This window comes from Gordonia sp. CPCC 205515 (assembly GCF_048537925.1).
GTDB lineage: Bacteria > Actinomycetota > Actinomycetes > Mycobacteriales > Mycobacteriaceae > Gordonia.
Window position 1 is genome coordinate 109,863 of sequence record NZ_JBCLVJ010000004.1, and the last position, 25,832, is coordinate 135,694.

Below are 25,832 nucleotides of genomic sequence, written 5' to 3' on the forward strand. Positions count from 1 at the left end.
CAATCGTTGTCAGTGAAGCGGTCCTGGATGACCGCCTTGCCATTATTGTCACCCCGAGTTTCCGCTGTTTCCTCGAAGTTCTCGGAGTATTGCAGATGTGCCTTTAGAGTTGACGCGGACAATCGGTCCTTTGCCGCGATTGGCCTCGATGAATTCGGTGGCGGCATGCTTAGCCGCTGCGGTGACGATGACAAAAATATCGACATTCTCACTTGCCTTGGCGAGTGAGGGGCTTCCGACACTGTCCGAGTAGAGGCGAACGTCAATCCCGGGAACCAACTGTCGAAGCACGCTAGCTGCGCGGCGGATCGCTGAACCCATAAGGGAATAGAGGGCAACACGCTTACCTGTGAGGTAGGAGTAGGCGTTTAGTTCGTCCTCCTCTTCGTTGGCTGAATCAGCGAAAAATTCGGGAGGAAGCGCGATACCCGCCTCGTCCGCGACCATTTTTACCGCGGTGATTGATGTGAACGACAACGAAAGCCGATATTTCGTCAAGTCGTTCAAGCAAGAAACAATAAACTGGATCAGCGCCGAACTATTCTGGTCGGGGTGTGGGTATGACGTAACTAGTTGTAGGAGGTCTACCTGCCATTCAGTGGTACTCGGCGCAGCATTTGTTCTGCGGATCTCACCGATGTTCTCGATGAGTTCTCGATACTCGGACGGTGTGTGACTTGCAGCAAATGCCAGCTCAACGAGATTGAGCGCCTGGGTTTGAATTCCGCTTGAACACTTACTGCCAACCGCAAGTGCCTCGATGAGGCGGCGACCGACATTGCCTCCTGTCGCACCCGAAACCTCGAGTACTTCGCGGTGTGCTGCCAGAAACTGCCCCGATGCCTCCCCCAGAATCATGAGCGCGTCGTCGTTGAGTGTATCCAAACGCGCACTGAGATCGGCAAGGTCAAGAGGCGCCCAGCGTTCGAAGTCGTCGGGAGTATGCGCAGAGACCGTTGCTAAGTCTGTTCCCTGGGCCACCATGTCGAACCACGATGCCCAGTCGTGGGGCGCGCCGGTGTCGCCGAGTTCGTCGAGGGCGTCGAGATTTCTTTGAATTGACTTGATACTCGCCAAGCGCGCGCGCACTTCGGGATCCCGGTTGACGTAGTCAAGTGCAGTTCGAGCCAGTTGCTCATCTTCGAGATCCGCTGCGGCAGAGACTGCAATGCGGCCCGTTTTGGTTGTCAGCGGGAGGATAAGGACCGCTTGCAGGGCGCCTCGCGCGTCGCCGGCGTCGTACAACTCGACTGCCATGGAGGCAGGGTCGACCTGGGCCGCGCTCGTTTGGCTGTCTGCTGTGGAGGCCGCAACGAGTCGCCGCAGCCGAGATTCCAACCCCACTTCGATTTCATCGGCGCCCATGATGAGACGCTCGATTGCCGTCGTTGCGTTCGGTGCATCGGATCGAAGCGCCAGAAGTACTTGAAGTACCAGTTCGTCTCGGTATCGCGGCGTGGGCCCCTTCGCGATCGATCGATACGGATTGGGAAGAACTTCTGTTGCGGACAGCAACTCGATATCGCGCTCATTGCGATCTAGAGCCGCTAGGTACGTGTGATATACAGCTCGTCGGATTGAGCGAGTCACACCTGGTGGTCTGTTCATGCGGAGGACGTCGTTGATTGCCCGGTCCGCGAGGATTTCCTGCCAGTCACCCAATGCTGCGAGTGCTCGAATGCGGACGAACGACATGTTGGTCGCGTCCAGATCCCCGTTCGTTGACAGTTCGTTCAGTGCGATCTCGGCGGCAGCGCGGTCGCGTGTTGACAATGCGTGTCCGAGGTCATCCAGGATGTCAGCGGTCGTCCTTGCGAATCGGAATTCGGATTCGGGACGATGGTCCAACAACTCGGTGAGTCGGACGAGGGCTTGCCGCACAAATGTTCTGGCGTCTTTGGTTGTAGGCGATCCGGACCGCGGCAATACTTCAAACCGATGGACTGCGAACTCGGAGGCGCTGTCGATACGCGTGTCGAAGGGATCAGTGAGATCAAGTCGCCCGCGGGTTCGAGATACGTCGCTGTACGTCGGGCCGATCCATGCTCCGAGTAATTCCAGGATTTCATTCGCCCGGCGATCTCGTGGTGTGAAGACGTACCAAAACAGTCGGCCCTGCCAAGACCGAGGTAGGAATGCGGTTTGCGTTCCTGTGAGTAGCGCGCGGATCCAATTATTAAGTTGCGCTTGTTCTTCGGTGGAGAGGGAGGCTCGAGCAAGTTCATTGCGCGCGCCGAAGAAATCCTCGATCAGTTGGTTCATCGTGTTCCGAACCGATCGTTGTAGTCGAGGTTCGCTCGGGAAATGCTGGTCACGTCATTCTCGAGCACCAGCGACTCTTCGTTGACAGTTCTGCCGTAGTGAGTGAAGTTCATTGACCCATGCAGGTAGAACCGCGACGTGAGCAGGGCCTTCTCGTGGAGATTCTCCCTTACGACAATACTGATTTTTCGAGTCGTGTCTGCCGCTGCACGGAGTCTGTCGGTCACCTGGGTGTTCCGCGGATCTGGACGGACAACGACGTGAACGTGAGTTCCGAGCGTCGAAAGTTCGATAAGCGCGCGCGTCAAAAGGATGGTGTGGCCCCCCATCTCTTGCGCGAGTCCTGCGAATGCGCCGGAACGGTTGTCGATCACTGGGATGTCTGATACCCATGGTGAAAGTAGCCAGATGTCAGGAGACGGCGACATGAGTTCGGCGATGAAAAGCGATTCAACGGCGTCGGAAGCGAGGAGTGTCGGCCCGTCGCCATGTGTAGTGATGCGCCTCATCTGGCGCCTTCTGACGTCTCGAGCGTGATGAGCGTGTCACCGGTCTGAGTGGTCGTAACTTCGACGACGCGCGGGTGCACGTAGAGCCATTCACTCTCGACGGGGTGCGTAGTGAGTTCCACGATGAGGTCGGACATCGTTGCGATATCCAGGTCGGATCCTGACACTCGAACCTGATCATCCTCTGCGAGGATTTCCCGAATTTGCTCGACGACAGCACTGCTGCCTATTGGGACGATGCGGGAGCCTTCGGGGACGATCTCCCGCAGCAGTTCCGGTAGGGGGTCGGCGAGGTCGGCGAATGGGTTCCATGTTTTCAAGGCCTCCGACCGCAGTTGCCAACCCGTCGGCCAAAGGAGGCTTAGCATGGCGTCCAGGCGGCGTTGTCGGGCGTCGATGTCACTCCCGCTGATATTTAACGCAGCATCGTGAGTCTGCTCGATGCTGGCCAGGAACGCCCAAGTGCGTGCGGAGATTTCGAGTCCGAGACGATCTTCGGCATCAGCCCATGTGGTGACGAGTTCGTGGACTGTTTGGTCGGTTCCTGTTGAAGTGCCGGGTCGCAAGATGCGGTTGGCGAAGTTGGCGATCAGCATGTGTTCGTCACCGTGAATAGCGGGCCGACCGATCGCCTTGCGGACATTCGCCAACGCGGCAATTCGTTGAGTTTGGGTATGGCAAGAGCGATAGTTGGCCACAACGTCGATGAGCGTGGGTTCACTCGTCAACCTGTCTGTAATCGCGCGCAGTTGCCGGTCGATCCTCTCGGCGGGCGCGGGTTGGATAGCTGACCACGTTAGGCGTAGGAATCGACGTGGTTCGGCCTGGATGCGGTTAGCCAACGCTTCGAGAAATCCTCCGCCGCCAATATTTGGTTCGGACAGCCAGACCTCGCAAGTGCGGGGAAGGCCGTCGCTACGCAAACCGGGTTCGGTATCGACGTACAAGCCGTCGGGATCGTGGTCGGGACAGAGTTGCCTGGCGGCCGCAAAGGCGGCCTGCCCCACGGTGGTGAGTAGTCGGGTGCGAATCCACGCGTCCTGTGCGGTGCGGTTGGGTCGCCAGAGTTCAGGGACGAGTGCATCGATTCGAACTGCCACTGCGGGAATCGTCACCAAGGCTGTCAGTCGTTGGAGGAGTCGACTCGGATTCGCGTCAGGATCAGTGTCGTCAACCACCAGTCCGGGGCGTTGAAACAAGGCCTGCAGTGTTTTGCCGAGTCGTGTGACAACGGAGTCGCCGATTAGCGAATATGCGTCTTCGAGCGTGACCTGTTTCTCGACGGCCTCGAGTATGAGCATCGTTTCCAAGGCCTGATGGAGCGATCTCAGTTGGAAGGTATTTCCGTGCTGAAGCAGCGTCTCGTCGGTAGTGATGACGTGCATGAACCAGGCGCTGGCGATGCCGAGGTCATGATCCTGTGCTGTGGCGGGAATCGTTGGAAGGTCCACCCTGAAACGGAGGGCATCGACGTCGAACGTGGCTCCGATACCAGCAGACTGGCCGGCACTGCTGAATTGCACGCGGGACCGCTTCTCGGTTCCGTCCTCGTACTGAATGGTTGCGTCACTCTCGACTGCGAGACGATGTACCCGGACCCAATCACTCCTGGCATGCAGGAAGAAGGTAGCCTCTCGGATCATCGATCCCATCCGGTCGGTCGACGGGAAGTTCACCGAGACCCCGGTGCCCTGCTCGACGAACTGCGAACACCAACTCAATCGCGCGTTCGAGGAATCCCTAATATCCGGAGGCACTTTCGAGAGCGTGAGACTGTGGGGGCGCACGAGGGCGAGGCTCGTAGTTCTGCCTCGGTGAGTGACGAGTGGTGTTGCGGCCACATCAAAGTCTGGAATGAACCCTTCGACGTCCACTGTCGATTCTTGGCTATCAACGGGGATTGGAATCCAGTGGCGGTCCTCGCTGTTTCGCGTCGCGAATCGCCTGGACGCGCGTCCGGGCGCATACTCCCGCAGCATTTGATCAATTCCCATCAGTTCGACTGTGACGTCGGTCGGTTGGCGGGTCTGTGAAGGTACGACAACATTGACCTCGGAAAGGGTTAAATCGCCGAACAACGTACTCGGAAAATATTCCGGAAGTGGGTGATCAGAAATTGAATCGGTGTTCTCGGCTGTACCGGATGGGTTTGCAACTGCAAACCGCGACCGTAATCGTCGGATGAGTGTCGGTACCGCACCGATGAGCACTGGGCGAGGAGGATGCCACAGAATCTCGTCGACTTCTGTTGGTGAGAGGTACAGCGATCGCTGTATCCACCGCGCGAGGTCGTTTTGAAGGTTCGGGTCGATGAGCAGTTTCTCGAGCATATCTGCGATCGCCTTGTGGAGGGAAATGTTCCATTCGGCGTAAGGTCCGGACGGGGCCTCTTTGAGAGCTTGCCACAAATTCGAGTTGGGAAATGTTGGGATTTTAACTGCAATCCACTCAAGTAGTGACTGAGTGGCGTGCATTCGTAGGACGGCGCGATTGTGAATTGGGAGCGTGCGGCGCGGCAAGACAGGGTCGAACAGGGTGTCCCACGCCTCGTAGGTCGCTCGGTCGCGACCATAGTCCGACAAAATGATCAGGGTGATGGGACGCATGCCCCGGGGACGTCCTGCGCGTCCTTTCCGTTGGACGAACTGAGCGACGTCTCGCGGCGCCTTGTGCTGGATAACCGCACCCACCTCGGGGTCGTCGAATCCGACCTCGAGCGAGGCTGTTGCGACCGTGAGTTGGGCGTTGCGGTCGACACCAGTGTCTTGTGATGAGGTGCGTCCCAATCGCAATCTGCCGTTCTCATCGATAGGGTGCCCGAGAAGGGCAGGCAGATCCCAGGACTGGCCGGCGATTCGTCGTGGGATTCCGCCACCGAGGGCGGGGTTGCGCAGCGATGCCAGGGGTGCTTTGGAAGCGGTCGAAGCCCGGCCGAAGTTCCCGAAACGAAGTCCCTCTGCATCAGTCAGGTCGTAGTAGAGGCGGTTTGTGACGTCCAGATCGTCGGTGAACACGAATGTCTTGGTCCCAAATGCGCCTTCGGAGATCTTTCGATCAAGTGTATCGAGTATGCGAGGGACAAGCATTGCGGATTGAATTGTGGCGGAGAGGACACTCGCTCCACTGGTCGGGTCGCTGCGGACAGCGACCATGTATTCGGCACCTTCGTAGGTCAGTTCGTCCGGTTCGGGTTCGACAGTGGTGACCGAGTCGGCATCGAGTCCGATCAAGTCGGCGAAGTAGTTGCTTGCGTCGACAAGCGTTGCGGACAATCCGACGAATGCCACTGGTGAACCTACGCGATGGCGCCATCGTCGTAGAACCATTGCGGTCTGCGCGCCTGTTGCGCCGCCGTAGGTGTGGATCTCGTCGAGGAGCATCAGGCGAGGTCGCACTGATTCGGGTACCCCGAGTCCGAGAATTGAGCACATCGAGCGGTCGGGCAGGGTCTTATTTAGCATCTCCGTTGTGCTGAAGACAATGTCCGGCGCCTGGGTCTTCATCCGATCTCGGGTGATGACAATCGTGTCTTCGCCGAATTGGGCACCACAGGACTCGCACACGAGCAGTTCCTCGTGTTGCTTCACCGCCTCGAACGGCCAGTACAGTTCGCCGCCGCACCCCGATGCGTCGACGCCGGGACACCCCAGGTATGGGCACCGATATCCGTGAGTGGTCTTACGCCACTGGGAGTACCTGTCGTCCAGGCTCTTGAAGTTCCGCGGTGCAGCACCATAGAAGGCGCCGATGCGTAGTTTTCGACCAGTGTGTGCGCGAAACAAGTCGTCGGCAGCACGTGCATTCTGGAACGCCGATGTGAACTGATCGCGAAGAAGTTCGGTTCGAGGATAGATTGCGACCGCCCGCGTCCAGGCTGAACTGTCCTGCAGACTGGCGAGGTAGGCGTAAGCAGGCAGGTAAAACGCCAGGGTTTTTCCGCTTCCGGTGCCTGCTCCGACCACCGTCCCACTCGACCTACTGGTTTCCAATGAGGCGAGTACCTGGCGCGTTGCTCGTACTTGGAAGCCGCTCAACATCAGTTGCTGGCTGCCGTTCGACGTGAGCGACCGGAGGGCTTCCTCAAGGACGTCACTCCTAACGTCAATTCCTTCGAGGATCGAATCCGAGGTGACGTTGCGCAATGGGTAAGAGCGGGGCCGGCGCAGATACCGGAAATCGGCCACCAACGAGGTACCTTTTCTCCAAGCGCTCCCCGCGTCGGTTCTAGTGGGAAAAATTTGGCGAAGTCGTGCGAGTAGGCGCAGAGTTTCTGCGATTCGTGTCCGCCAACGAGGCGGGTCGGCAGTGTCGTCGCGGAAGATGAAGCCATGATTGACAAGTTCAACGACAAGGTCTTCGACTGCATCGAATGGCGCATTACGCATTCCCCATTCGCGGATGTGGTCGTGGAGTTCGCCTTCGGATATCCCGCCGTCGACGACGCCCCACGAGAGCAGAGGGTCTTCGAGAGACTCGAGTGACCCCAGGAGTTCGAGAAGTCGTTGCTTATCGATCATCGGTGGCCTCGAATCGAATATCGGTCGATTATCTGATGCTCGGTAAGGAAACTAACTACGTCGTTAGTGAGACTTGAGAGGGGCGCACCATCGGGACTGTCGGCTCGGCGGAAGAATGATGCCAGCGCTGCGGGAACGACATCGGTCAATCCTTCCGATACCGCAGCAAGCTTATTGAGACTCGTCTGGTGGCGATGGACAGTACCGCTTGTCGGCAGACGTAGTTCAGCTACGATTGCCAGTTCGCGACTCGCGTCATCGAACTGCTCTATCAAATGATCCACCTTGAGTCCGGAGTTCTCGAAAGTGGTTAACAAGGCTCGGTCGACCGATGTCGCCGGGTTCTGCTCTTGGTATCGCGCCCATGACTCACTCAGTGATGCTTCGATAGCCTTCAGCAGTCGCTCGTTTACGCCGAGTTCCGTCGTGAACTCTTCTAGCGCGCCGAATTGCGGCTTCGAGCCTGCCTTCGCCGCTAGTAAGCCCAACGCAGTGGCGATCTGCCCGAATTTCGGAATGAGTTCGCTGAGAGTTGAATCGACCGGGTGAAGTTCGTGGAATGCGGTCGTGGCTTTTGACAGCGACGAAGCCATGTCGTTCACCCGAACAACTGCTCGTTCGATCCTGCCGAGACTCTGTTGAAGAACTCCGCTGTCGCGCGCGATCTGTGCACGGGTCTCGATATGCTCTAATCGTTCGAGGATACTCATGACTCGTTCCCCGACTCAACGATTGCCGACGCTGAAGCTAGCGCCGCATTTAGTGCGTCAGTAAGGTCATTGTCCAGTTTCTCGGCATGAGACTGCAGTTCCGAATCGATCTTGGTGTTGATGTGAGCCTCGATGCTGTCGAGGCCAGTCGACACCGCCTCGATCCACGGTGCGAGGCGGGCTGCCGAGGATGGCCAGTTTCCCGATAGTGCTTCCAGCTTTTCAACGGCGGAAAGTGTGTCCCACGTAGCCAGTTGCTGTCGTAGTTTTGCGACACGGTGCAGGTCGCTCGCGTCTAGCGGTTGACCAAGTTCGATGATCTTGTTTACGTCGACACGGGCGGGCGTCATCCCCGTGGTCTGGAGCATCTGGAGAGTCTTCGCAACCGCCTTGACCGTTTCTTTCACTTTGAAGTCGAGCGTCGATGTGGGGGGAAGCATTGCTTCGACGGGACCATGAATAGCATCTAGCGCCTCTGCGCTAGAGCGCAATCGTTCGACGTAGGCTGCCACGTCACTCGACACGGATGGCGGGGTTGTGGGTGACTTCTGGAACACTTTGTGAGACTGCAGAATTCGGTTGACGTCCACGCCCGCGATCCTGCCGCCGCCCTGCGTGTAGCTCACCCGTCGCAGAAGCAGTCTCTGCAGTGAATCCCGACTACTCTTCTCGGAGCTGGCCCATGCACGTAGTTGGCGAAGCGCAGGAGGGAGAAGCGAGGGGTCGGATGGGGGTGGGGGTGCGAAGACTGCGGCGATCTTCTTTGCCGCTGACCCTTCCGTGTAACTTGACTCGACTCCCAACAGTTGAGCGCTGAGAATTAGTGCATCCGTGAGGTACCCCACCTCGGGGTCGATAGCCGTTGGATCGTATCGGTATAGCGCGAGTTGCGTCTCTATCTGCCGCGCCCACTTGTCGACCTGACGAAATGTCAACCGTTGCAGATCAGCCCCGTGAGAGATTTCAGTCCAAGAGTTGGAGGCGTCCAGGTGAGCGAGTGCACGAAGCGTTCGGACCGCGTCGGTGTCGTTACGCGAGATGTCGAGACGTATGGCTGGTCTATCTGTTCGTTTGGTCCCCTCGAAAAAGATTGCTGTCTGCCCAAACAACGGAGAGCCCGCGAGTGACTCATCGCCAACTGTCCTTGTACCAGACAGCGTCCAACTTGAGTTGCCACGTAGACCATCTTCGAAGTTGAGTTTTGTGACGATCGAGGAATAGGCGAGCCTTCGGAGCGCGTTCTGCGGCGCCTGCTTAAGGGGTTCGCCCTGGCTCCACAAGTCGAGCGCCTCCACTAGCGGGGGGTCGGTAGGCGGCGGTGCGGGTGGCCGGGGACCGGGTGGCCGGGGACCGGGTGGCCGGGGACCGGGTGGCCGGGGACCGGGTGGCCTTGGGCCAGGCGAATTCCACTGTCGGAGGCCCGGGACCTCGGGGATCGAGAACGCGTCATGCACGGCGGGATCGAGGTTCTGTGCTTGTGGTTCTGCAGACCAGAAGGTGAGCAACCTCTGGCGCCGCTGGACCATTTCTTCGGTTTCACCGGGTGCCTGGATTAGTGCAGTTTCTTCCACATTCCATCTTTGCGCGGTGGCGCGGGACGAGAAGCGCGTTGCGAACTCACGGGGTGGAAACCGGCGTTGCTCGAGGGCCTCTCGATCCTCCTGGAGGACTGGGCGAAGAACTCGATTGAGAACGTCGCGGGCAACGAAGCCGCGGTCGTCGCTCTGTTGGCTTTCAATCGCGAGATTGAGAGCCGACTCGTTGAAAGGGAACAGACTGATCCCGTCTCTCTCGCCGAATGAGGCGCGACACCTTGCAGATATTGTGCACATGTCGCAGGCGTTGGGCACCCCGTCACGTTCAGCGAATGCCGAGTCGATACCTTCGGTTCCGACTCGAACTGCATTGAGGTATCGACTGGCAAACTCCACGGCATCTACCGCCACGGATTCACCTGGTACGTCCATGTCGAAAACCTGGTAGGTACGGGTCTTGGCTGTGTCCGGTATCTGATCGCGGAAGTAGCCAGTCGTTACAGCCATGACGACCTTCATGGGGCACAGTGGAAGATTCTTCGTCGCAATCTGAGTCATTGCGTCGATGAGGCCGCCCTGAACGCCCTGAAAGATGGAGAAGTCCTCAATCAGGAGTAAGATCTCTTCACCATTTCGTCCGAGTTCTAGGCGAAGTTCTATCAATAGATCTTTGAGGTCGTCCCCACCGACACCGAACACCCAACTGACGGCGGGCGTGAGTTGTTCGTTCAGCATTCTTGCGGCAAGCGTGCGCAGCGGTTCGTCCCCGTTCAGCGTCTCAGCAATTTCTTGGGCGGCGGCGGAAGCACGATCGGCATCGTCGACGCTTAGATAAAGATCCCCATCGGTGAACGCGAAGGGTTCATCCTTGTCCTCCGGCCCTTTCCCAAAGAGTTTTTCGCGCACCAACCGCGCGATAGCTCCGTCATCGGCGAGTAGTCTCGCCCGGAAGTGAGGATCGAGAAGAAGATTCGGAAGTTCTGTGGCCAGGTACATACGCTCGGCGCTTTCAGCGGTTTCCTCGGCCGCGGATGGTGAGTCGGCTTGAGCAGCAATGAGATCGGCAAGTCGAGAACGAAGCTGCAAACGGGCGTTGCCTTCATGGGTCAGCTTTTCGGTTGCGGCGTGCACACGTTCTCGGAACGCGTCGGCCTCCTGGGTCTGTGTCTGACTGAGTATCAGGTCGAGGATCGCACGCAGCGACATCTTGTGCTTCGGAACAAAGATCACTCGCCGATTCGGCGCCAACGCATTACTCGTTTCGAGTTTCATGCGCAGCCATCGAACGAGGTGTGATTTGCCAGTGCCTGAGTGACCCAGGATGGGGAGGATCGGATAGTCGGGCGGTTGAGATTCCACAGCATCGAGCAGTTGATCCTCGTACACCACTTCACCGTGTTCGTCATCAATCCGATTGCGGCGGAGAATTGGAAGGTTACTGTGAGTTGCGTCGAAGACTGCATCTGAGGGAGTTTCTGCTTCGACGGGTATTATGTCGAGGGCAGAATTTCGATCCCAGCAGAGTGTCGGACGGAGTGCTTGCCAACTCATTTAGCGTCCACCCCCCAGGATCTCGACGTGGGTTACCGAACGCGGGGTCGCACCCATGTTTATAGTTCTCCTGCCAGTATCCGCTTCCGATTTCAACACCAGGAGGTCTTCTTCTTCAAGCGCGAGTAAGGCTTGTCCGACTGTGGTGTCCAGCGCGGCGGTTGACACGTGAGGGTCTGGGTCGCTGTCCGTGTGCTGGAGAAAACCGCGGCGCATTGTTCCGCCACTGAGGACGGGAAGTCGTCTTGCTAACTCGGCCAGATAGTCGTCGACTCGGTGGACCGTTGGGCTCATCTCGCGTGTGACGTCTCGAATCGCGACGGTGGCATTCGGGTGCAACCCGTTGCCTCGCAGAGCTGGTTCTGCCATACCGATGGCCACGGACCAACGCGCGAACGTATTCCATCTGACGTCGTTGGAGAACGGTCGGAGGGTTTCAGCATCGGGCAATTGATCGATCTGCAGCGCTTGTGCGCTATACACCCCTGTTGAGTTGGTGTCCCAAGTTACGACACTCATGCAATCCTGAGCAAGGAACCAAGATAGTGCGCGGTTCAGGTCCTTTGCCCCTGCCGTCAGTGTGTCCCCCGTTCCGTGCTTCCATGGATCCTCGTTGCTAGGATCGAAAATTGATTTCTGGAAGAGTCGACGAAACTGTTGGGGAGTCACCTGTTTGCCGCGTGTGAACTCGTCGACGATGGGGGTAGTGGAAACAGCATCGCCCGACACCGCTAAGAGGCCAGAATCACGAATGGCGGTGAGCGTGGTGTCGAGGCTTGCGGTCGGGTTGTCGCCTGTACGGAGATCTTTCGGAAGGAGTCGAGCCGCCAACTCTGTTCTGTCTATAGTATTTCCGGCAGAGATGACATGATTGACAAGTAGGCGACCGAGTCCAGGCAGTGAACCCACAGCATTAATGATTGTCATCACAATCTCCTGACAAATTCGGAAAGCTGCAAGTTGGGATGGATCATCTCCGTGAGGGGCCTGTCTGGCCGATTCGGAGCTGGAGTGTCGCTGGGTGCGATGATAATTCGAGGCATGGCATCCACCCCTGGCTCGGCTAATAGCGAGGTAATAGGGTCGCCGTTGGCTATTACAAGAGCTGTCGGCAGCGATAGTTTGCGGAGTGGTCGATTAAAGTCGACAGCCTCGACAACAACTAAGCGTCTAGTGCCGACTCCTTGAATGACATTACTCACGAGTTCTTTGATCAATCGGCGCGAATAGAAAATCTGGCTGAAGCCACCGCTGATGATTGCGGTGATCGCCTGACCGATTCTGCGCTCGGAGTCCGAATCGTAGGTGAGTACGAGAACTGCCCGATTCATCAGTTCCTGTTTCAATGCAGGTCTCAGGCTGTAAGAAATCGCTGCCAGTGCAGGCCTCGCAATTATTGTCCTGGCGGGGGATTCGTTTGGCGCACGTCGGTGGTGCGTGGCAGGGCAACCTGAGCATGACGGACTCGGGTGTTGATCGGTGCCCTCTATGTCTCCAATGTGGAGGGTGTATTCCTCCGCGAAGATTGATCCCCAGCATTCTTCAAGTGCTAGCAATCGGCGGATCCGTGCGAATGTTTCGTTCTCGCGGCGATAGGTGGATTCCTTAACGGATCTGAACACCGCTTCGAAATTTGGTTCATTTAGTGATTGTTTGGCTATGATGTCCAGGCTGGTCCTGGACTTTTCCCATGCATCCGCTAGTCGTAACTCCCACGCCGAATCGGACTCATCGCGTTCCCGATGAATGACAGGTGGATGGACCGGAGCGATGCCTATCGCGCCTGCGTGGCGAAGCACGGTGATGATGTTTCGGTTCCATAGTCGGTTGTGATCGGTGTCCCTTTCGTTGTGCACCGGGACAGTCCGAAGATCGATCGTCATGGCGTAGGAAGAATCAGGAGGCGCATGGACGGCTCGATTAACCATTGCAGACCATCGATTCCACCCCTTCGTATGACCGATGAGGCGGGTGAGTTCGACACGTGAGTCTCCAAAGTCGCGACTCGGCACAGGCAGCCAAAGTGATACGGCAGTGTGTCCGTCGCGTCCCGCGCGACCCACCTCCTGATAGAAACGGTCCACCGAGCGCGGAATACACGCATGGACGACGCTCCGGACATCGGATTGGTCGATGCCCAAGCCAAACGCGGTCGTTCCGACAACGATGTCTATCGATGTTGGTTGGTCTGCGCCTGACCAACCGTTCAGTACCGCGGTCCGTTGGACGTCACTGACTTTGCCGTGGAACGCAGCAGTGCGCCCAAAACCGTTGCTACGGAGGACCGATACGAGTTCCTCGGCGTCTTCGCGCTTGGTGGTGTACACAATGGCGGGCTTAGGGAGACGATGCATTGCTTCAATGACTCGTTGCTTGCGGGATTCAGCATCGCTACATTCGGAAACGAGGTAACGCAATTCGGTTCGAAGGTACGTACACCCGACGAAGGCCGACTTGTCTTCCGTGAAGAGATCGTCGTTGAGTCGGAGTGCCTGGCCGGACAGCGTTGCTGTCATTAGCACAGTCTTCGGCCGTTTCTGTCCATGCTGAAGTGCGATCGAACGAAGTTCGCGGATTAGTTCTGCCGCCAGTTGAAACTCGGGTCGAAAATCGAGTCCCCATGAATATACGAGGTGTGCCTCGTCTATGACGAGATACGTCAGGCCGCCCCATCGGGCGAGTTCGCGAAGTTGCGGCGCGAGACCATGTACAAGGGATTCGGGAGAGGTGAAGAGCAGTCGTTGGGTGCCCGCTGCAAGTCGTTCTCGTATTGCCCGTTTTTCTTCCTTGTTCCGACCACTGTGAAATGCAAGTTCTCTCGGTAGTTCAGCGCCCGGGTAGCGCGAGGGACTTTGCTTTTCCTGATCAATGGCTAGAGCGATCGTTGGGACGACAACGACGGTTGTTGATCCGGGTTCGATTAAGCCCGGGACAATCCCGACCAGAGATTTCCCGGAACCTGTTGGCAGCACAATGTGAAGGGTTGAGCCCTCTTCCTTGAGTGCAACGGTGCGTAATGCAGTGGCCTGCGCAGGTGACTGATAGCGATTTACGTTGGGCGCAACAGCGGTCACGGCTGGGTCCGCAATCACTGATTCGCCGGTCCTGGGGCGTGCGTCGGTCGAGATAGCTGTGCCATCGTCGCAGACGATGTCGTCGGGACTAGCAATGGCATGGTCAACCCACCGTGAATCGCCGTAGATCCAATCGGGCGTCCAAGTTTCCGCTGGTTCGAGTCGCGTCTTTCCGCCGTATAACGGAGTCCCCTTAAGACCAAACCTTGCCACCGAATCACTTGAGATCCCACGCCACGTCAAGGCGATATCAAGGACTGGCGGCGCGCCAGCATTGGTTAGGCGTGTGTGATGAAGGACCTGTGAGATCAGACCGAGAATGTCGGACCGGATCGCATTACCGTCCACATTTGAATGCCATGCGTCGAGGAGTCGGGCGAACGGGCCGTTGAGGTTCGATCGCGTGACGTCGGTACCGTCGAGAATGCCTTGGACAGCCTCGAGTTGCCACGTGGTCATTCGGACTCGTCTTCGATGCTGTGACCGGCAACGATCACGATGCCAGTGGAGTCGAGGCGCAAGGCCGGTTCAGCAATCGCCTCGGACAACGTCTGTGCCATGTACGCTTCAGCAGTTCGTTCAGATGCAAGCGCCGCAACTTCCTCAGCAGATGCGTACTGCTCGCGCAGTGCTAGTTGTTGGATTCGTCCGTTGCTGTCCTCGGAACAGAGGGACATGCCAGTCGCAATCTTCTCCTGGACTCGCGGCAGTCCGGTTATCGCGCGCTTGGCGGCCGCCTCGGCCGCGCGCCACTGGTCTAGCCAACTGGACTGCGGCACAAGGCGGAATGCCTTCTGAAGGCGCTGGAGATTGAGACTGAAGTCATCAGATTCTCCGGGAACTCGTCTCTTACGGTAGTGACGGTTGAGCACGGCGAGCGTCGCCGGTTCGGTAATGATGCTGCCGGCACTGTCCACCCACACGGTTTCAATAGCGGGTGGAAACAGAGAGTCCGCGCGCCGAAGGGCCGCACGTGAACCGTCTGAATCGGCGGATGACTCCACGCCACTCGCCAACTCAATGTTTGCCTCGACATGAAAATCGAACCGAAAGGCGACGAGTTCCTCGTACTCCCAGTCGGTGTCGTAGCGCCACATCCCGAATGCTCGGCCGCGATCGTCGTTCATGATGAAATCAGATACGGCGTTGATAAATCGAGAACCATACCGAAACAGTCGCACATCGGGTGTCGCGACAGCGATCTCGCGCCTGAAAGTGCCAGCCTGACCCTCGATCGGGACAAAGTCGCGTCGCAGTCGCGACAGCGGGATCAGTGGCGGTTCTGCGCTCCGTTCCTTGATGATTCGGTACGAACCGATGCCGGTGCGAGGGGAACCGTTCGTCGTAAGCCGAATGTTGCCTGGGGCCCTTTCTCGGGCCAGGAGGTTGTCAGAGGCCTCGGCAAAATCTTGCTGATCGGCTTCGCATACGCTGACCTCAGCGAAGATCGATCGAGAATCGACCGGCGCCTCGCGACTGTCGACGGCGTCCTGCTCCCGGACCTTCTCTAATTCTTCGGCCAACTGCTCGGTGACGTTTTTCACGACGCGGTCGATCGCGTCCGGGCCGTCTAGTAACAACGCGGCCCAGGCCTCATCGGTGGACCGTTCAACTGCGTGCTGCAGACTGGCCACTGATGCAGTGAACACCTCGAAGCCGCGTTCGACGATTGCCGTCCACGCAAGGTCCCAATTGTCGTGCCGATCGCCGGATACAACGTGCAGACCTCGAGGAGGTTCGACTTCGGTACTTCCGGTCCATCGATCCGTACGACCGATGCGCTGCTCCAATTGATTGACGCTGCTCGGTAGGCCGACGTGCACGACGAGGTCGGCCATTTGGAAGTTGCGGCCTTCTTCAGCGGACCTGTCGCAGACCAGAATGCGCGCGACGTCGCCGTCACTCTCGAACGCTCTGATGGAGGCCTCGGCATCGTCGGGGTCACTCGTTTGTAGATGGAGTGCAACGATTTGCTCTCCGAGCAGCTCGCCGATCTCCGCAGCGAGTTCCTCAGCCAACGAAGGTGTAGGGCAGAAGACGAGGACGCGTTCTCCAGTCGCGATTTCGTAGCTGAGGTGGTCGGCGAGAGGGGCGCTGACAGTTGCTCGCCGATCAACCTTATCGAGGACGTACTCCATTCGTTCAAGAACCTCTACCTCGTCATCGGAAGAAGCGTTATCTCGCCGCCGCCTTGCCCAGCCAGACAAGGCTTTGTGATCGAGAAGTAGACTGCACGCTTCCGAGAAGAGTCGTCCGGCATCTTGCAACTTAAGACTGCCAATCTCGGTGGACTCGACGGCGTACTCACGCCACTCATCGAGGAGATTCGATGCGGTATCAAGTACCGCGGCATCGAGTGCCCATCTAGTTGGCTTTGTGCGTCCTTGGACTCGGTAACCAGCACGTAGCCCGTCCGTACGACGTGTCCGGATCATTCGACGGTGAACGCGATGCACCTCCGACACATGACCGTGAAGTCTAACGATGGCCTCGGCGACAATCGTTTTATCCTTGGTACCGACAGCTTCCTGCACCGACTGGGCCATCACCTGCACTTGAGGATCATCGACAAGAAGCGACCGAACCTCGTCGAGACGCCGAGTGATAACGGAAGCTGGCAGCGATGGCTTCAACCCCAAGAGCGTACGACCAAGGTCAGCGCGGGAGGCTACCTTCTTCCGTACGTCATTCACTGTGGCCCGACCATATAGGGATGGATCAAGTAAGCGCAGCATCCCGAGAAAGACCTCCTCATTGTGGAGGATCGGAGTAGCGGAGAGCAGCAACAGACGAGGGCTAGCAAGCGCGACTTCGGTTAGTTTTGTAAATCGGGCTTGGAGGTCCGGCGAGGCACTGGTCCTCAACGATGCGAGATTGTGCGCCTCGTCGACGACGAGTAAATCTGCGGGTTTCCAGGTGTCAGGGCGATCGTCGCGTGAGATGCGAATTCGATCACGCTGGAAGTCCAGCACATTGAATTTGGTTTCGAGTTCCCGCCGCCACTGCGCGACCAGAAACGGGGGAAGGATTAACTGCACGGTCGCTGCACAGTCATCTTCCATAATCTGTCGGATGACAATGCCAGCCTCGATGGTTTTTCCAAGCCCGACCTCGTCGGCGAGCAGGTAGCGCTGAATGGGGTCTTCGAGGACGCGCCGTGCTGCGTCAAGTTGATGAGGATGGAGTTGAATGGAAGCGGAGATGGCGCTGCCCATTCCGTGTGACGCCGATCGTTGGCGCAGGACGTGATGCATGAATGGTCGGCGAAGATCGGACAGAAGTGGGGACTCCATCATTCCGGCCCCACCGAAACCCACCGGATCGTACAGGGGACGGTCCCAGCGGATGTAGACGTCGCGTTCGCGCAGTAATTTGTGCCCCCCATCGCGGGTCTTAACCGAAATGTCCCTGTGCTCGTTACTCGGCTCCAATCGCCCAGACAGCCATCCGAGATCTGTTGACCAGAAGACACGAACTTCCTGGTCGAGCCTAAACCGGCGCAGGCTTCGCACATGGACTTCGGCATGGAATCGATCCGCTGCAGGTTGTGCAGGATTGTCGAAGTACTCGAGGACGACGATATCGCCGCGGCGATCGACAGCCTTACCTACTCCTAGTGAGTTCTCGGAACACACCATGAGGTCGCCTTTAAGGAGCGGTGACCGCTTGCCGGAGTTGGTCCCCCTCGCTCTTGTGGACTTCGAAGTCTTACCTCGCCGCCGCTGCGCTGGTTCGGTTCCGTCCACCGACAGTGTCCCTTTGCAGGCGGGGAAACGGGTGCAGCCAAGGAATAGCTGTCCTGCGCGCGGTCCGCGGCTCGCGACGAGTTGGGTCATGGGCGCCCCACACCGTGGGCAGTGAACGATATCGGCTTGCAACTCTGGAAGTCCTGTTCGGTGAGTTAGCGGCGTTGGGCAAAGGCCACGTTCGGGCGTGCCTCATATACGAGAGCACATGCGATTCAATCTCCTTGCTGAACAAACCCGACTGCCCGAACCTTCGCTCGGGAGTTGTTGAAACTCTCAAATTACTCTGCGACGAAGTTACTCCGGGCGTCTGACACGATCCACAGTGTCGCGGGTGGCCGACGACCCGTGGCGGACCAACTGCTGACCTCAGTTCGCGCGGTCCCCTTTCGTTGAGATTGGAGGATCTGTGGACGCCTGTGAGCCTTTCCGGAGCAATGAGATGCCGTCGACGACGAGGTGACATGCCGGCGTCGTATCGATCTTCGCATGACCGAGAGACGTCGACCTCGCGCGATGGACATCGAGAAGTGCTGATTCGAGGACATGCAACTGCTGTGGTCGGTCACGAGGGGCGCGGGATACAAATGATCCTCGCCCCTAATGGTCGACATTGTCGCAGGCGGACGCGTGACACTAAGTACTGACTGCGCTCTGACGTCTCGAGTTTTGCCGGAAGGGCTTCGCGGCGATTCTGGTCGGTGTCGACCAGAATCGCCGCCGACAGTCTCGGCTCCCGCACACCGACAGACAGGGTCAATTCCTGTGCAGCCAGTTCGCTGCGAGATCGCGACCAAACACCACCGTGTCTTTGGGCGGGTGCGGGCGGGACTTCTCGCCATCATCGTGAACGACCAACGAATTAGCACGGCTAACTCGCCACCACCGACCCACTTTCGAACACGTCAATAGGCATCGCACGTCGCAACTTCCAGGTGATCGCGATGGGTCTTTCACCGCGGTGGCTGACGTAGTCGACCGGACCAAGGAAGATGTACGGCTCGGCTCCCATCGGTCCGTCGGTACGGTCACGGACGAACAGCAGGATGCGGCATCCATTCTCGCGCTGCTCCAGATATCGGCGGCCACGTGCCGAATCCTGGGCGGTGTTGTTTGGTGACTCCCAATGGAAGAGCTCGCGAGACATCGGGAAATCCCGATACATGGTGGTGGGGCTGAACTCGCCCGCCTCCTTGTGGAGGGTTACAAAGAGCGCCTCGGTGTCGCTGCGGTTGAAGACAACACCACCGGCCTGACCCTGCGCTTTGTGTTCCATGTCGGCGAAGCCGATGGCGGAGAGGACTTCCTCGCGGCGATAGTGCGCGTGGGTCACAAGCGGCATGTTGTCACCCAACTCGGGGACTGGGCGGGGAATGTGATCAATATGTGCGGTGGTCACGTCGAGCAGTTGACCGATCTCGGTGCACAACGCGGGGTGCTCACGTAAGAACCGGAGTCCTTCTTCATAGTTGGCGAAGCCACCGTGGTTCGGCCAGAGAGCGAAGAACAGCATCCGGGCCAACGCTTTGTCCCGCATGGATAGATCGAAATAGGTTGGAGCGTCGGGTGACGCGAGGCGGCGATACACCGCGGCGCGTTCCAGGTCATCGACGTGTGTCAGCACCCGCATGCGCTTGGCGAGATCCGTCTCACCGGGACCGGCCGCCGGTGCGGGTAGGTTCGCGTCGCGCAGCAGTGGGGTCCACGCGCGGGCGTGTGCGCTGCTGTTGCCCGCGTAGACGTCGGAAAGACCGCTTTGCGTGCGGTGCAGGTATTCGCTCAGCACAGTCGTTTTGGTTTCGCGGACCGACGTGATTAGCACCGCCCTGCGGTTGCTGGGCAGCGCGCGCTTGATCGAGTCCAGCACGACCTCTTGCGATTGGCGATCCAAGATGAGGCGGCTCGCACCAGGCAGAAACGGGAATCCCTGTTCGATTTCGGACACCAGACGATTTCCGCGTGCACCGGTCAGCGCGGTGAACTGCGGCGCGAAGTTGAACTCGGCCCGGTGATGACCAATGAAATCGAGGACGGTCAAGACCGCTTTGTCGGTGCTGCGGCGCAAGCCTCGTCCCAACTGTTGCAGAAACACGGTGGCACTCTGAGTCGGCCGAAGCATGAGCAAGGTGTCGACGTCTGGGATGTCAATGCCCTCGTTGAAGATGTCCACGGCGAACAGACATTGGACGGCACCACTGCGAAGATCAGAAAATGCTTGTGCACGTGCACTACTCGGCGTGTTCGCCGAAATGGCTGTCGCCGCGATGCCCTGTTGGGAAAACGATCGGGCCATGTACTCGGCGTGGGCGATCGTCACGCAGAAGCCCAGTGCCCGCATCGCTGTCGCGTCGGCAATGTGGTCCCGGAGTGCATGCAAGATCAGCCGTGTCCGTGCATCATCACCGGTGTAGACGTTTTCCAGGTCGGCGGCGTCGTACTTGCCGTTCGACCAGCGGACGTTGCGAAGGTTGGTGTTATCGGCGATGCCGTAATAATGGAACGGACACAACAGGTCTTGCTCTAACGCGTCCCACAGTCGTAGTTCGTAGGTTGGTTGCCCACCAAACCAGTGCAGAATGTCGCCGCCGTCAGCGCGCTCGGGTGTCGCGGTGAGACCTAACAGTTCGATGGGGTTGCTGCGGTCCAGCAGAGTTCGGTATGTGGCCGTTGCCGCGTGGTGAAACTCGTCGACCACGACGACGTCGAAGTGCGCGGGATCGATAATGTCGACGTTCTTGCCGCTCAAAGATTGAACGCTGGCGAACACATGTGTCCAGTCCTGCGGGCGGTGACCGTCGACGAACAACTCGCCGAAGTTGCCGTCGCCCAGTACTTCTCGGTACTTGCGCAGTGACTGCTCGAGGATCTCTTTGCGGTGGGCCACGAACAGCAGACTCAGGGGCCGCTGCGCGTCCGTGCGGAGGCGTTTGTAATCCAGCGCCGCAACGACGGTCTTGCCCGTGCCGGTCGCGGCAACCAGCAGGTTGCTGTGTCGGTCATGGACTTCGCGTGCTACGTCGAGGGCTTCGAGGATGCGCTCCTGATGTGGATACGGCTGGACGTCGAGACCCGAAATAGTGATCGTTTCGCGGCTGGTGCCGCTACTGCCGGCTTCGGCGAGGGCACGGTCGAGGAGGTCCGCGTCCGTCGACGGGTCGTACGTCTTGAAAGCAGGGTCATCCCAATAGGTGTCAAAGGTGGCTTCGAACTTACGAGTGAGCGCCGGCGTGCTGACCGACGAGATACGGACGTTCCACTCCAGGCCGTCGATCATCGCTGAGCGCGACAGGTTCGAGCTGCCGACGTAGCCCGTGTCGAAGCCGGAGTCACGACGGAACAGCCATGCTTTGGCGTGCAGACGCGTCGACGCTGTTTCATACCGGATACGCACCTCGGCGCCGTACTTGGCGACGAGTTCATCGATTGCGCGACGTTGAGTGGCTCCGCGGTAGGTCGTGGTGATGACACGCAGGCGGACGCCCCGTTCGTGCAGAGCAGCCAGTTCACGACTGATGACGGAGATGCCGGCGAATCGGATGAAGGCGCAGAGGAGGTCGACGCGGTCGGCGCTGGCCAGTTCCCGCGAGATCTCGCTTGCCATATTCGGTTCGTCGCGTGTGTTGGTGAGCAGCGCGACTTCCGACAACGGCGTTGCTGGGCGAACTGGAGCAGTGCGGGCAGGTTGGTGCGCGGCGGTAAATATGTCGGTACGCGTGACCGAGTCGAACTGCGCGTCGACCAAGTTGCTGATGATGGCGTTTGCACCAGCGAGACGTTCGGCCGCCGGCAGGCTGCCCAGGTGCCGAGCAGCGACCTCCGCGATGTGGCGAGTCAGCACGTGGATGTCTTCGTCACGGCCGAGGGTCGTGAACTCGGGCGCGAGTTCGGACGTTGCCAAGAGTTGCTCGAGGCGGCGCGTGACGACCGATTCGTATATCCCGGGCGCAAGAGGATCAGACACGATAGGAGTAGATCACGTGAGCCCGACAACTCAGCTGGCAGAGTCTGTTTCGTGCTAGAGAAAGTGGCATAGGGTGCGCCACGAGGCGCTGCTAGTCCGGATGGAGGTGAGAGACGTTGATCGCTTTGTGGTCGTAGCAGCGGGGTGAAGCTGGGCGGCCCGGCCCGGGGAACTGTGGGTGCGGGTGGAGAGCAGCCGCGACGAAGTCAGGGCGGTCCGGTACTGCCTGATGGGCCGTGCCAGGTGAGCGAGACGGGAAGGTGTACCAAGGAACCGGTGTCGTAAAGCCTCTTCATCGTCGACCAACTCGAACCCGGCGGAGTTGGGCTGGAGCGCGTTGCGTAACCGCTAGGGAGGTCATCATCCAGGTGACCGCTCGGGCGGGGAACTGTTGGGACGGTTATTGTGTCGGGTCCAGCAGGTCGTGGTGACTGTCTACGGGGTAGCCGCGACGAGACCGCAGGGCAGAGCCGGTACACCTCGTTCCTTGACCAGACGACAGTGAAGGTGAGAGCCACCTGCACCTCACTCCTGCGGGGATAGGCGCGTTGCCAGCCGAAGAGGGCAGGTGGGGCGAAGCAGTCGTTAGCACTCAGAGCCCGGGAAAGCCGGTCACGCGGAGAAGGACGGCAACGAGAGGTCGCAAGGCGTGACTGCAATGTCTGAAGACGCGCCGGTGATTACCGGCGCCGTCGAATGGCCCAGCACTGCTGAGGCGCACGAGGCGGTAGGATACATCGCACCGAGGTCGAACGATTCGCCGCCGACGTGGGCCTTTCGCATCCATCCGATGTGCTAATAGTGTCCGGCAATGGGCTCGCCGACTACCTCGACGATGCCGGCAGCGTCGACCCAGCCAAGGTGGCTGCTGATGTCTACGCCTTCCTGGCCGCGCGACCGGGCTCGAAGAAGCACGCACCCGCGTTCGATCCGACTAAAGGCAACGAAGGACACCGAGCAAGTCAGATTCGATGTTCGATGGCCTGATGAAGTTTCGAGCTGACTAACCGTTGTCTGAGACAACACCAGATCAACCCTGAGCCTCTGCGACGCGCCCCAAGGACCGATCCGTGATCGGTCCTTTCTGTTCGCTACGAACCGATCCGGTGCTGATGCTCAAGCCCGATCCGGCTGTCGGCTGGTACGCCGAGAACGCCCAGATCGCTCTGGCGGACCCGACCACTGACGAGCGGGTCGTCACCCCGAAGGCGGCGCTCCTCAAGCTGTGCGCGGAGGCGGTTGACGGCGCGCGCGAGACCGAGGCTGTCTGTACGACGGCCCTGAACCAGGGCTCAGACATGTTCGCCAACGGATACCTCACCGACGCCGAATAAACGGCGGGAAAATCGGACGGCGTCGGCCAACAACTTCACCTCACGGGTGCGGAAGATCCCGCCAAGAAATGCGAAAAGCTGAAATCGGCGGCTGACTGGAATGCTTATGCCGTATCGAAAGCTTCGCACAGCAAAGGCCAACGCGGACCGGCAACGTCAGCAAAAGTTTGAGCAAGCGCGTGTGAACGGTGAGCCCGGGTGGTTCGTACCCGGTATAGACGCGGATAAGAAATCCACAGCGCGACATGCTGAGCAAGAGGCGGCCATCAAGACAACCTAGTTACAGGCTTCGAAACGGAGCGCGGCGGCAAGCGACGCCCTCTCGTCTGATTAGCGTTCGTCAAACGCAGTCGAGCTGAGCCCAAGAACAGCTAGTAGGTCAATCATCAGTCGAATCGGCTGTTCACTACGCATCCAGTAGCTCGTCGAGCGTGTGTCCTCCTCGGTGGGCTGCACCTTCCCAGAACGTTCGAGTGTTGGGTTGGACATCAACAGGATTCCCGAAAGGATAGTCGAGGACCTCGCCGGACACCGCTAGCCAACGGTTGCCGCCGAGGGTGAGCACCGACATTGGATCGGGCGCTACGTCTCCCCCGGGTGGCTCTACTGGCTCAGTCGGTGGCATCACCCGATCATCCTCGCACCCGGCTGAGACGTCCGGTGCGGAAGTGTCCCGGCAGGATCAGCGACCCCACGGGGACCTTCCCTACCCACCGCGTTGACCGGGACGTAAGGCGACTGAGCCATCGCGCCAGGTTTTCAGAACCTGACTTCGCACCTAAGGCCCAGTTCAGGGGATATTTCCTGCTTCAGACTAAGGAGTTGAAACGCCTATGCGACCACGAACGCCGAGGGGTTTCGGGCCTGCAGGCCAGAGACTCTGGCGAACCGTGCTCGACGAGTACGACCTAGACAACGAACCAACCAAGATCGAGGCGCTAACGCACGCCTGCCGGGTCTCCGGCACCGTCGCCGAGTTGGACAAGGCAACCGCCAGTGAGCCGCTGACCATGCAAAGTAGCGCCGGGCAGGTGGGCAGCCATCCGCTGAAATCCGAGATCGGGTTTCAACGCGGGATACTCGCTCAGCTACTCGCACGCCTGAGCTTCGCATCCATCGAGGAGAACTGAACATGCCCAGAGGACCGCGATGTCGCAGACCAGGCAACGGAACCGCAAGCAAGCCGGGACCTGAACCCACCTGAAGCTCCGGATGGCCGTCTGCCGACCGATCTGCGGACATTCGAGGTTGTAGATACCCCCGCGATTACCAGACGCTGCGGCGGTACTTAGCCGACTGGCTCAACGAGGCCGTACCCGGCTGCGGCGACAGCCTCGCCACGCCCGTGATGACCGTCGCCGAACTTTCGGCTGCGGACTACCCGACACGCACTGACAAGAGATCCATCAGATGGCTTACGCAACGGCTAAGACCGGGTTTCCAGGACTGAGTGCTATGTCTGCGAGGTTGGGCATCGCAAAACGCCGATGCACCACAGTTTCGACCGGGTTCGTGTCATTCCCGGCAAATCTGAGACTGCCGACACGGATGACGTGACACTCGCACGTGGAATGAACTGTGGACGCAGCACGAAACAACAGCAACGGTGGTCCCACCAAGATGAGCAATTCTCTTTACGCAAGAGGCCGACTCGACGGTGATGATGCGGCGTTTGGTGTCACGGTAGCGGCTGCTCACGGTGCCTCTGCTTCAGTGTTGATTGGTGTTGATGATTGGCAGCGGCATCGATGGTGAGTCGATGCAATCCCACCAGAGTGTCGTCATCAAGCGTGCTGCTGATGTACCCGCTTGGCGAGTACGAACGCCGTCGGCAGGGCGGCCTGCCGGCACCAGTCGAACACCATGCGCTCCCGACGGGCGAGCACGTCGGCGGTGATGCCGTCCAGTCCGCCCACGACGCAGCCCTCGTAGGGGTCCATCCCTGCGTTGTACAAGCAGAGATCGAACTCTGTGGCATCGGCCCGGGCCAGTGCATCCTTGATGGTGGTCAGGTACCCGTCGGCGTTGTCCACCAGCGTCAGGTTCGAGTTGGCATGCCCCGGGTAGCGGTCGAACGGGCTGACCGACACGTCGACCTGCGTGATGCGCTCATCGTCGGCAATGAGCTGGGCGGTGCCGCCGCCACAGTGTGCGTCGAAGTCGAGGATCAGCACCGAGCGCACGTCGCCCTCGTGGAGAAGCTTCTTCGCGGCGACGACCAGGACGTTGAAGGTGCAGAATCCTGCGCCCTCGTCATAGCGCGCGTGGTGCAGTCCCGAGGACAGCGAGCCGGCCACGCCCTCCTTCAGGGCGCTGCGTGCCGCCGCCACGACGCCGCTGTTGGACGAGAGCACCATCTGCCAGAGCGCGGGGACCCAGTCGAATCCCTGCGACTCGGCGAGCCAGTCGGGGGTGCCGGTCCGCACTGCTGCCACATACTCAGGGTCATGGACGCGGGTGAGGTCGCGTACGGTCAGCGGCGTCGGTGCGGTGACCTCGACACCCTCAATAGGATCGCTGGCCAATGAGTCCGCGATCCAGCCGGACTTGCGGGTGGTGTCAAAGCCGTACGCGGCGGCAACGTAGTCGGGGTGGTAATAGAGCTTCACAGATATTGGTCTCCGTTATGTCGG

13 protein-coding genes are annotated in these 25,832 nt (G+C 59.1%); 3 read left to right on the forward strand and 10 right to left on the reverse strand.

Translation table 11 applies throughout. The features are described 5' to 3' along the window. Positions 1 to 48: 48 nt before the first annotated feature. The 9 genes from dpdD to AAFP30_RS05805 form a co-directional block, all read right to left on the reverse strand. Positions 49 to 2,262, reverse strand: a complete 2,214-nt coding sequence (dpdD, locus tag AAFP30_RS05765) for a protein DpdD (protein ID WP_419228912.1) — start codon at positions 2,260 to 2,262, stop codon at positions 49 to 51. Next, entirely contained in the window at positions 2,259 to 2,771 is a 513-nt protein-coding gene (gene dpdK, locus AAFP30_RS05770; protein WP_419228913.1) for a phospholipase D-like domain-containing protein DpdK, read from the reverse strand. Before dpdK ends, dpdD begins: the two co-directional genes overlap by 4 nt. After that, positions 2,768 to 7,288, reverse strand: coding sequence for a protein DpdJ (gene dpdJ / locus AAFP30_RS05775; protein WP_419228914.1), 4,521 nt, complete (start codon positions 7,286 to 7,288; stop codon positions 2,768 to 2,770). Before dpdJ ends, dpdK begins: the two co-directional genes overlap by 4 nt. Continuing rightward, positions 7,285 to 7,998, reverse strand: a complete 714-nt coding sequence (locus tag AAFP30_RS05780; RefSeq protein ID WP_419228915.1) for a hypothetical protein — start codon at positions 7,996 to 7,998, stop codon at positions 7,285 to 7,287. Before AAFP30_RS05780 ends, dpdJ begins: the two co-directional genes overlap by 4 nt. Continuing rightward, positions 7,995 to 11,084: a protein DpdH gene (gene dpdH, locus AAFP30_RS05785; RefSeq protein ID WP_419228916.1), complete on the reverse strand. Its 3,090-nt coding sequence runs from the start codon at positions 11,082 to 11,084 to the stop codon at positions 7,995 to 7,997. Before dpdH ends, AAFP30_RS05780 begins: the two co-directional genes overlap by 4 nt. Beyond that, on the reverse strand, positions 11,085 to 12,011 hold the full coding sequence (gene dpdG / locus AAFP30_RS05790) for a protein DpdG (RefSeq protein ID WP_419228917.1): 927 nt from the start codon (positions 12,009 to 12,011) through the stop codon (positions 11,085 to 11,087). It abuts the gene before it with no gap. Beyond that, positions 12,011 to 14,617, reverse strand: coding sequence for a protein DpdF (dpdF, locus tag AAFP30_RS05795; RefSeq protein WP_419228918.1), 2,607 nt, complete (start codon positions 14,615 to 14,617; stop codon positions 12,011 to 12,013). The genes dpdG and dpdF overlap by 1 nt, the downstream gene beginning before the upstream one ends. Next, entirely contained in the window at positions 14,614 to 17,994 is a 3,381-nt protein-coding gene (gene dpdE / locus AAFP30_RS05800; RefSeq protein ID WP_419228919.1) for a protein DpdE, read from the reverse strand. Before dpdE ends, dpdF begins: the two co-directional genes overlap by 4 nt. A 781-nt stretch (positions 17,995 to 18,775) precedes the next feature. Continuing rightward, positions 18,776 to 21,865 (reverse strand): DUF3427 domain-containing protein, encoded by a 3,090-nt coding sequence (locus AAFP30_RS05805; RefSeq protein ID WP_419228920.1) that lies wholly within the window; start codon positions 21,863 to 21,865, stop codon positions 18,776 to 18,778. Positions 21,866 to 22,666: 801 nt separating this feature from the next. Here AAFP30_RS05805 and AAFP30_RS05810 point away from each other — a divergent pair. From AAFP30_RS05810 to AAFP30_RS05820, 3 genes are all read left to right on the forward strand, one after another. Next, on the forward strand, positions 22,667 to 22,852 hold the full coding sequence (locus tag AAFP30_RS05810; RefSeq protein WP_419228921.1) for a hypothetical protein: 186 nt from the start codon (positions 22,667 to 22,669) through the stop codon (positions 22,850 to 22,852). A gap of 83 nt (positions 22,853 to 22,935) precedes the next feature. Continuing rightward, the gene (locus AAFP30_RS05815) at positions 22,936 to 23,199 is read left to right on the forward strand and encodes a hypothetical protein (protein WP_419228922.1); all 264 of its coding nucleotides are present in this window, start codon (positions 22,936 to 22,938) and stop codon (positions 23,197 to 23,199) included. Between the two features lie 890 nt (positions 23,200 to 24,089). Beyond that, positions 24,090 to 24,329: a hypothetical protein gene (locus AAFP30_RS05820; RefSeq protein ID WP_419228923.1), complete on the forward strand. Its 240-nt coding sequence runs from the start codon at positions 24,090 to 24,092 to the stop codon at positions 24,327 to 24,329. Positions 24,330 to 24,983: 654 nt separating this feature from the next. On the opposite strand, the gene AAFP30_RS05825 is transcribed toward AAFP30_RS05820, so the two are convergent. Continuing rightward, positions 24,984 to 25,808, reverse strand: coding sequence for a hypothetical protein (locus AAFP30_RS05825; protein ID WP_419228924.1), 825 nt, complete (start codon positions 25,806 to 25,808; stop codon positions 24,984 to 24,986). Between the last annotated feature and the right edge of the window lie 24 nt (positions 25,809 to 25,832).

What these genes read in the sequence shown, in the direction of transcription:
- AAFP30_RS05780 (WP_419228915.1), bottom strand. Translation starts at nt 7,998, where the DNA reads ATGAGTATCCTCGAACGATTAGAGCATATCGAGACCCGTGCACAGATC.
- dpdH (WP_419228916.1), bottom strand. Translation starts at nt 11,084, where the DNA reads ATGAGTTGGCAAGCACTCCGTCCGACACTCTGCTGGGATCGAAATTCT.
- dpdE (WP_419228919.1), bottom strand. Translation starts at nt 17,994, where the DNA reads ATGACCCAACTCGTCGCGAGCCGCGGACCGCGCGCAGGACAGCTATTC.
- dpdJ (WP_419228914.1), bottom strand. Translation starts at nt 7,288, where the DNA reads ATGATCGATAAGCAACGACTTCTCGAACTCCTGGGGTCACTCGAGTCT.
- dpdF (WP_419228918.1), bottom strand. Translation starts at nt 14,617, where the DNA reads ATGACCACGTGGCAACTCGAGGCTGTCCAAGGCATTCTCGACGGTACC.
- dpdD (WP_419228912.1), bottom strand. Translation starts at nt 2,262, where the DNA reads ATGAACCAACTGATCGAGGATTTCTTCGGCGCGCGCAATGAACTTGCT.
- dpdG (WP_419228917.1), bottom strand. Translation starts at nt 12,011, where the DNA reads ATGACAATCATTAATGCTGTGGGTTCACTGCCTGGACTCGGTCGCCTA.
- dpdK (WP_419228913.1), bottom strand. Translation starts at nt 2,771, where the DNA reads ATGAGGCGCATCACTACACATGGCGACGGGCCGACACTCCTCGCTTCC.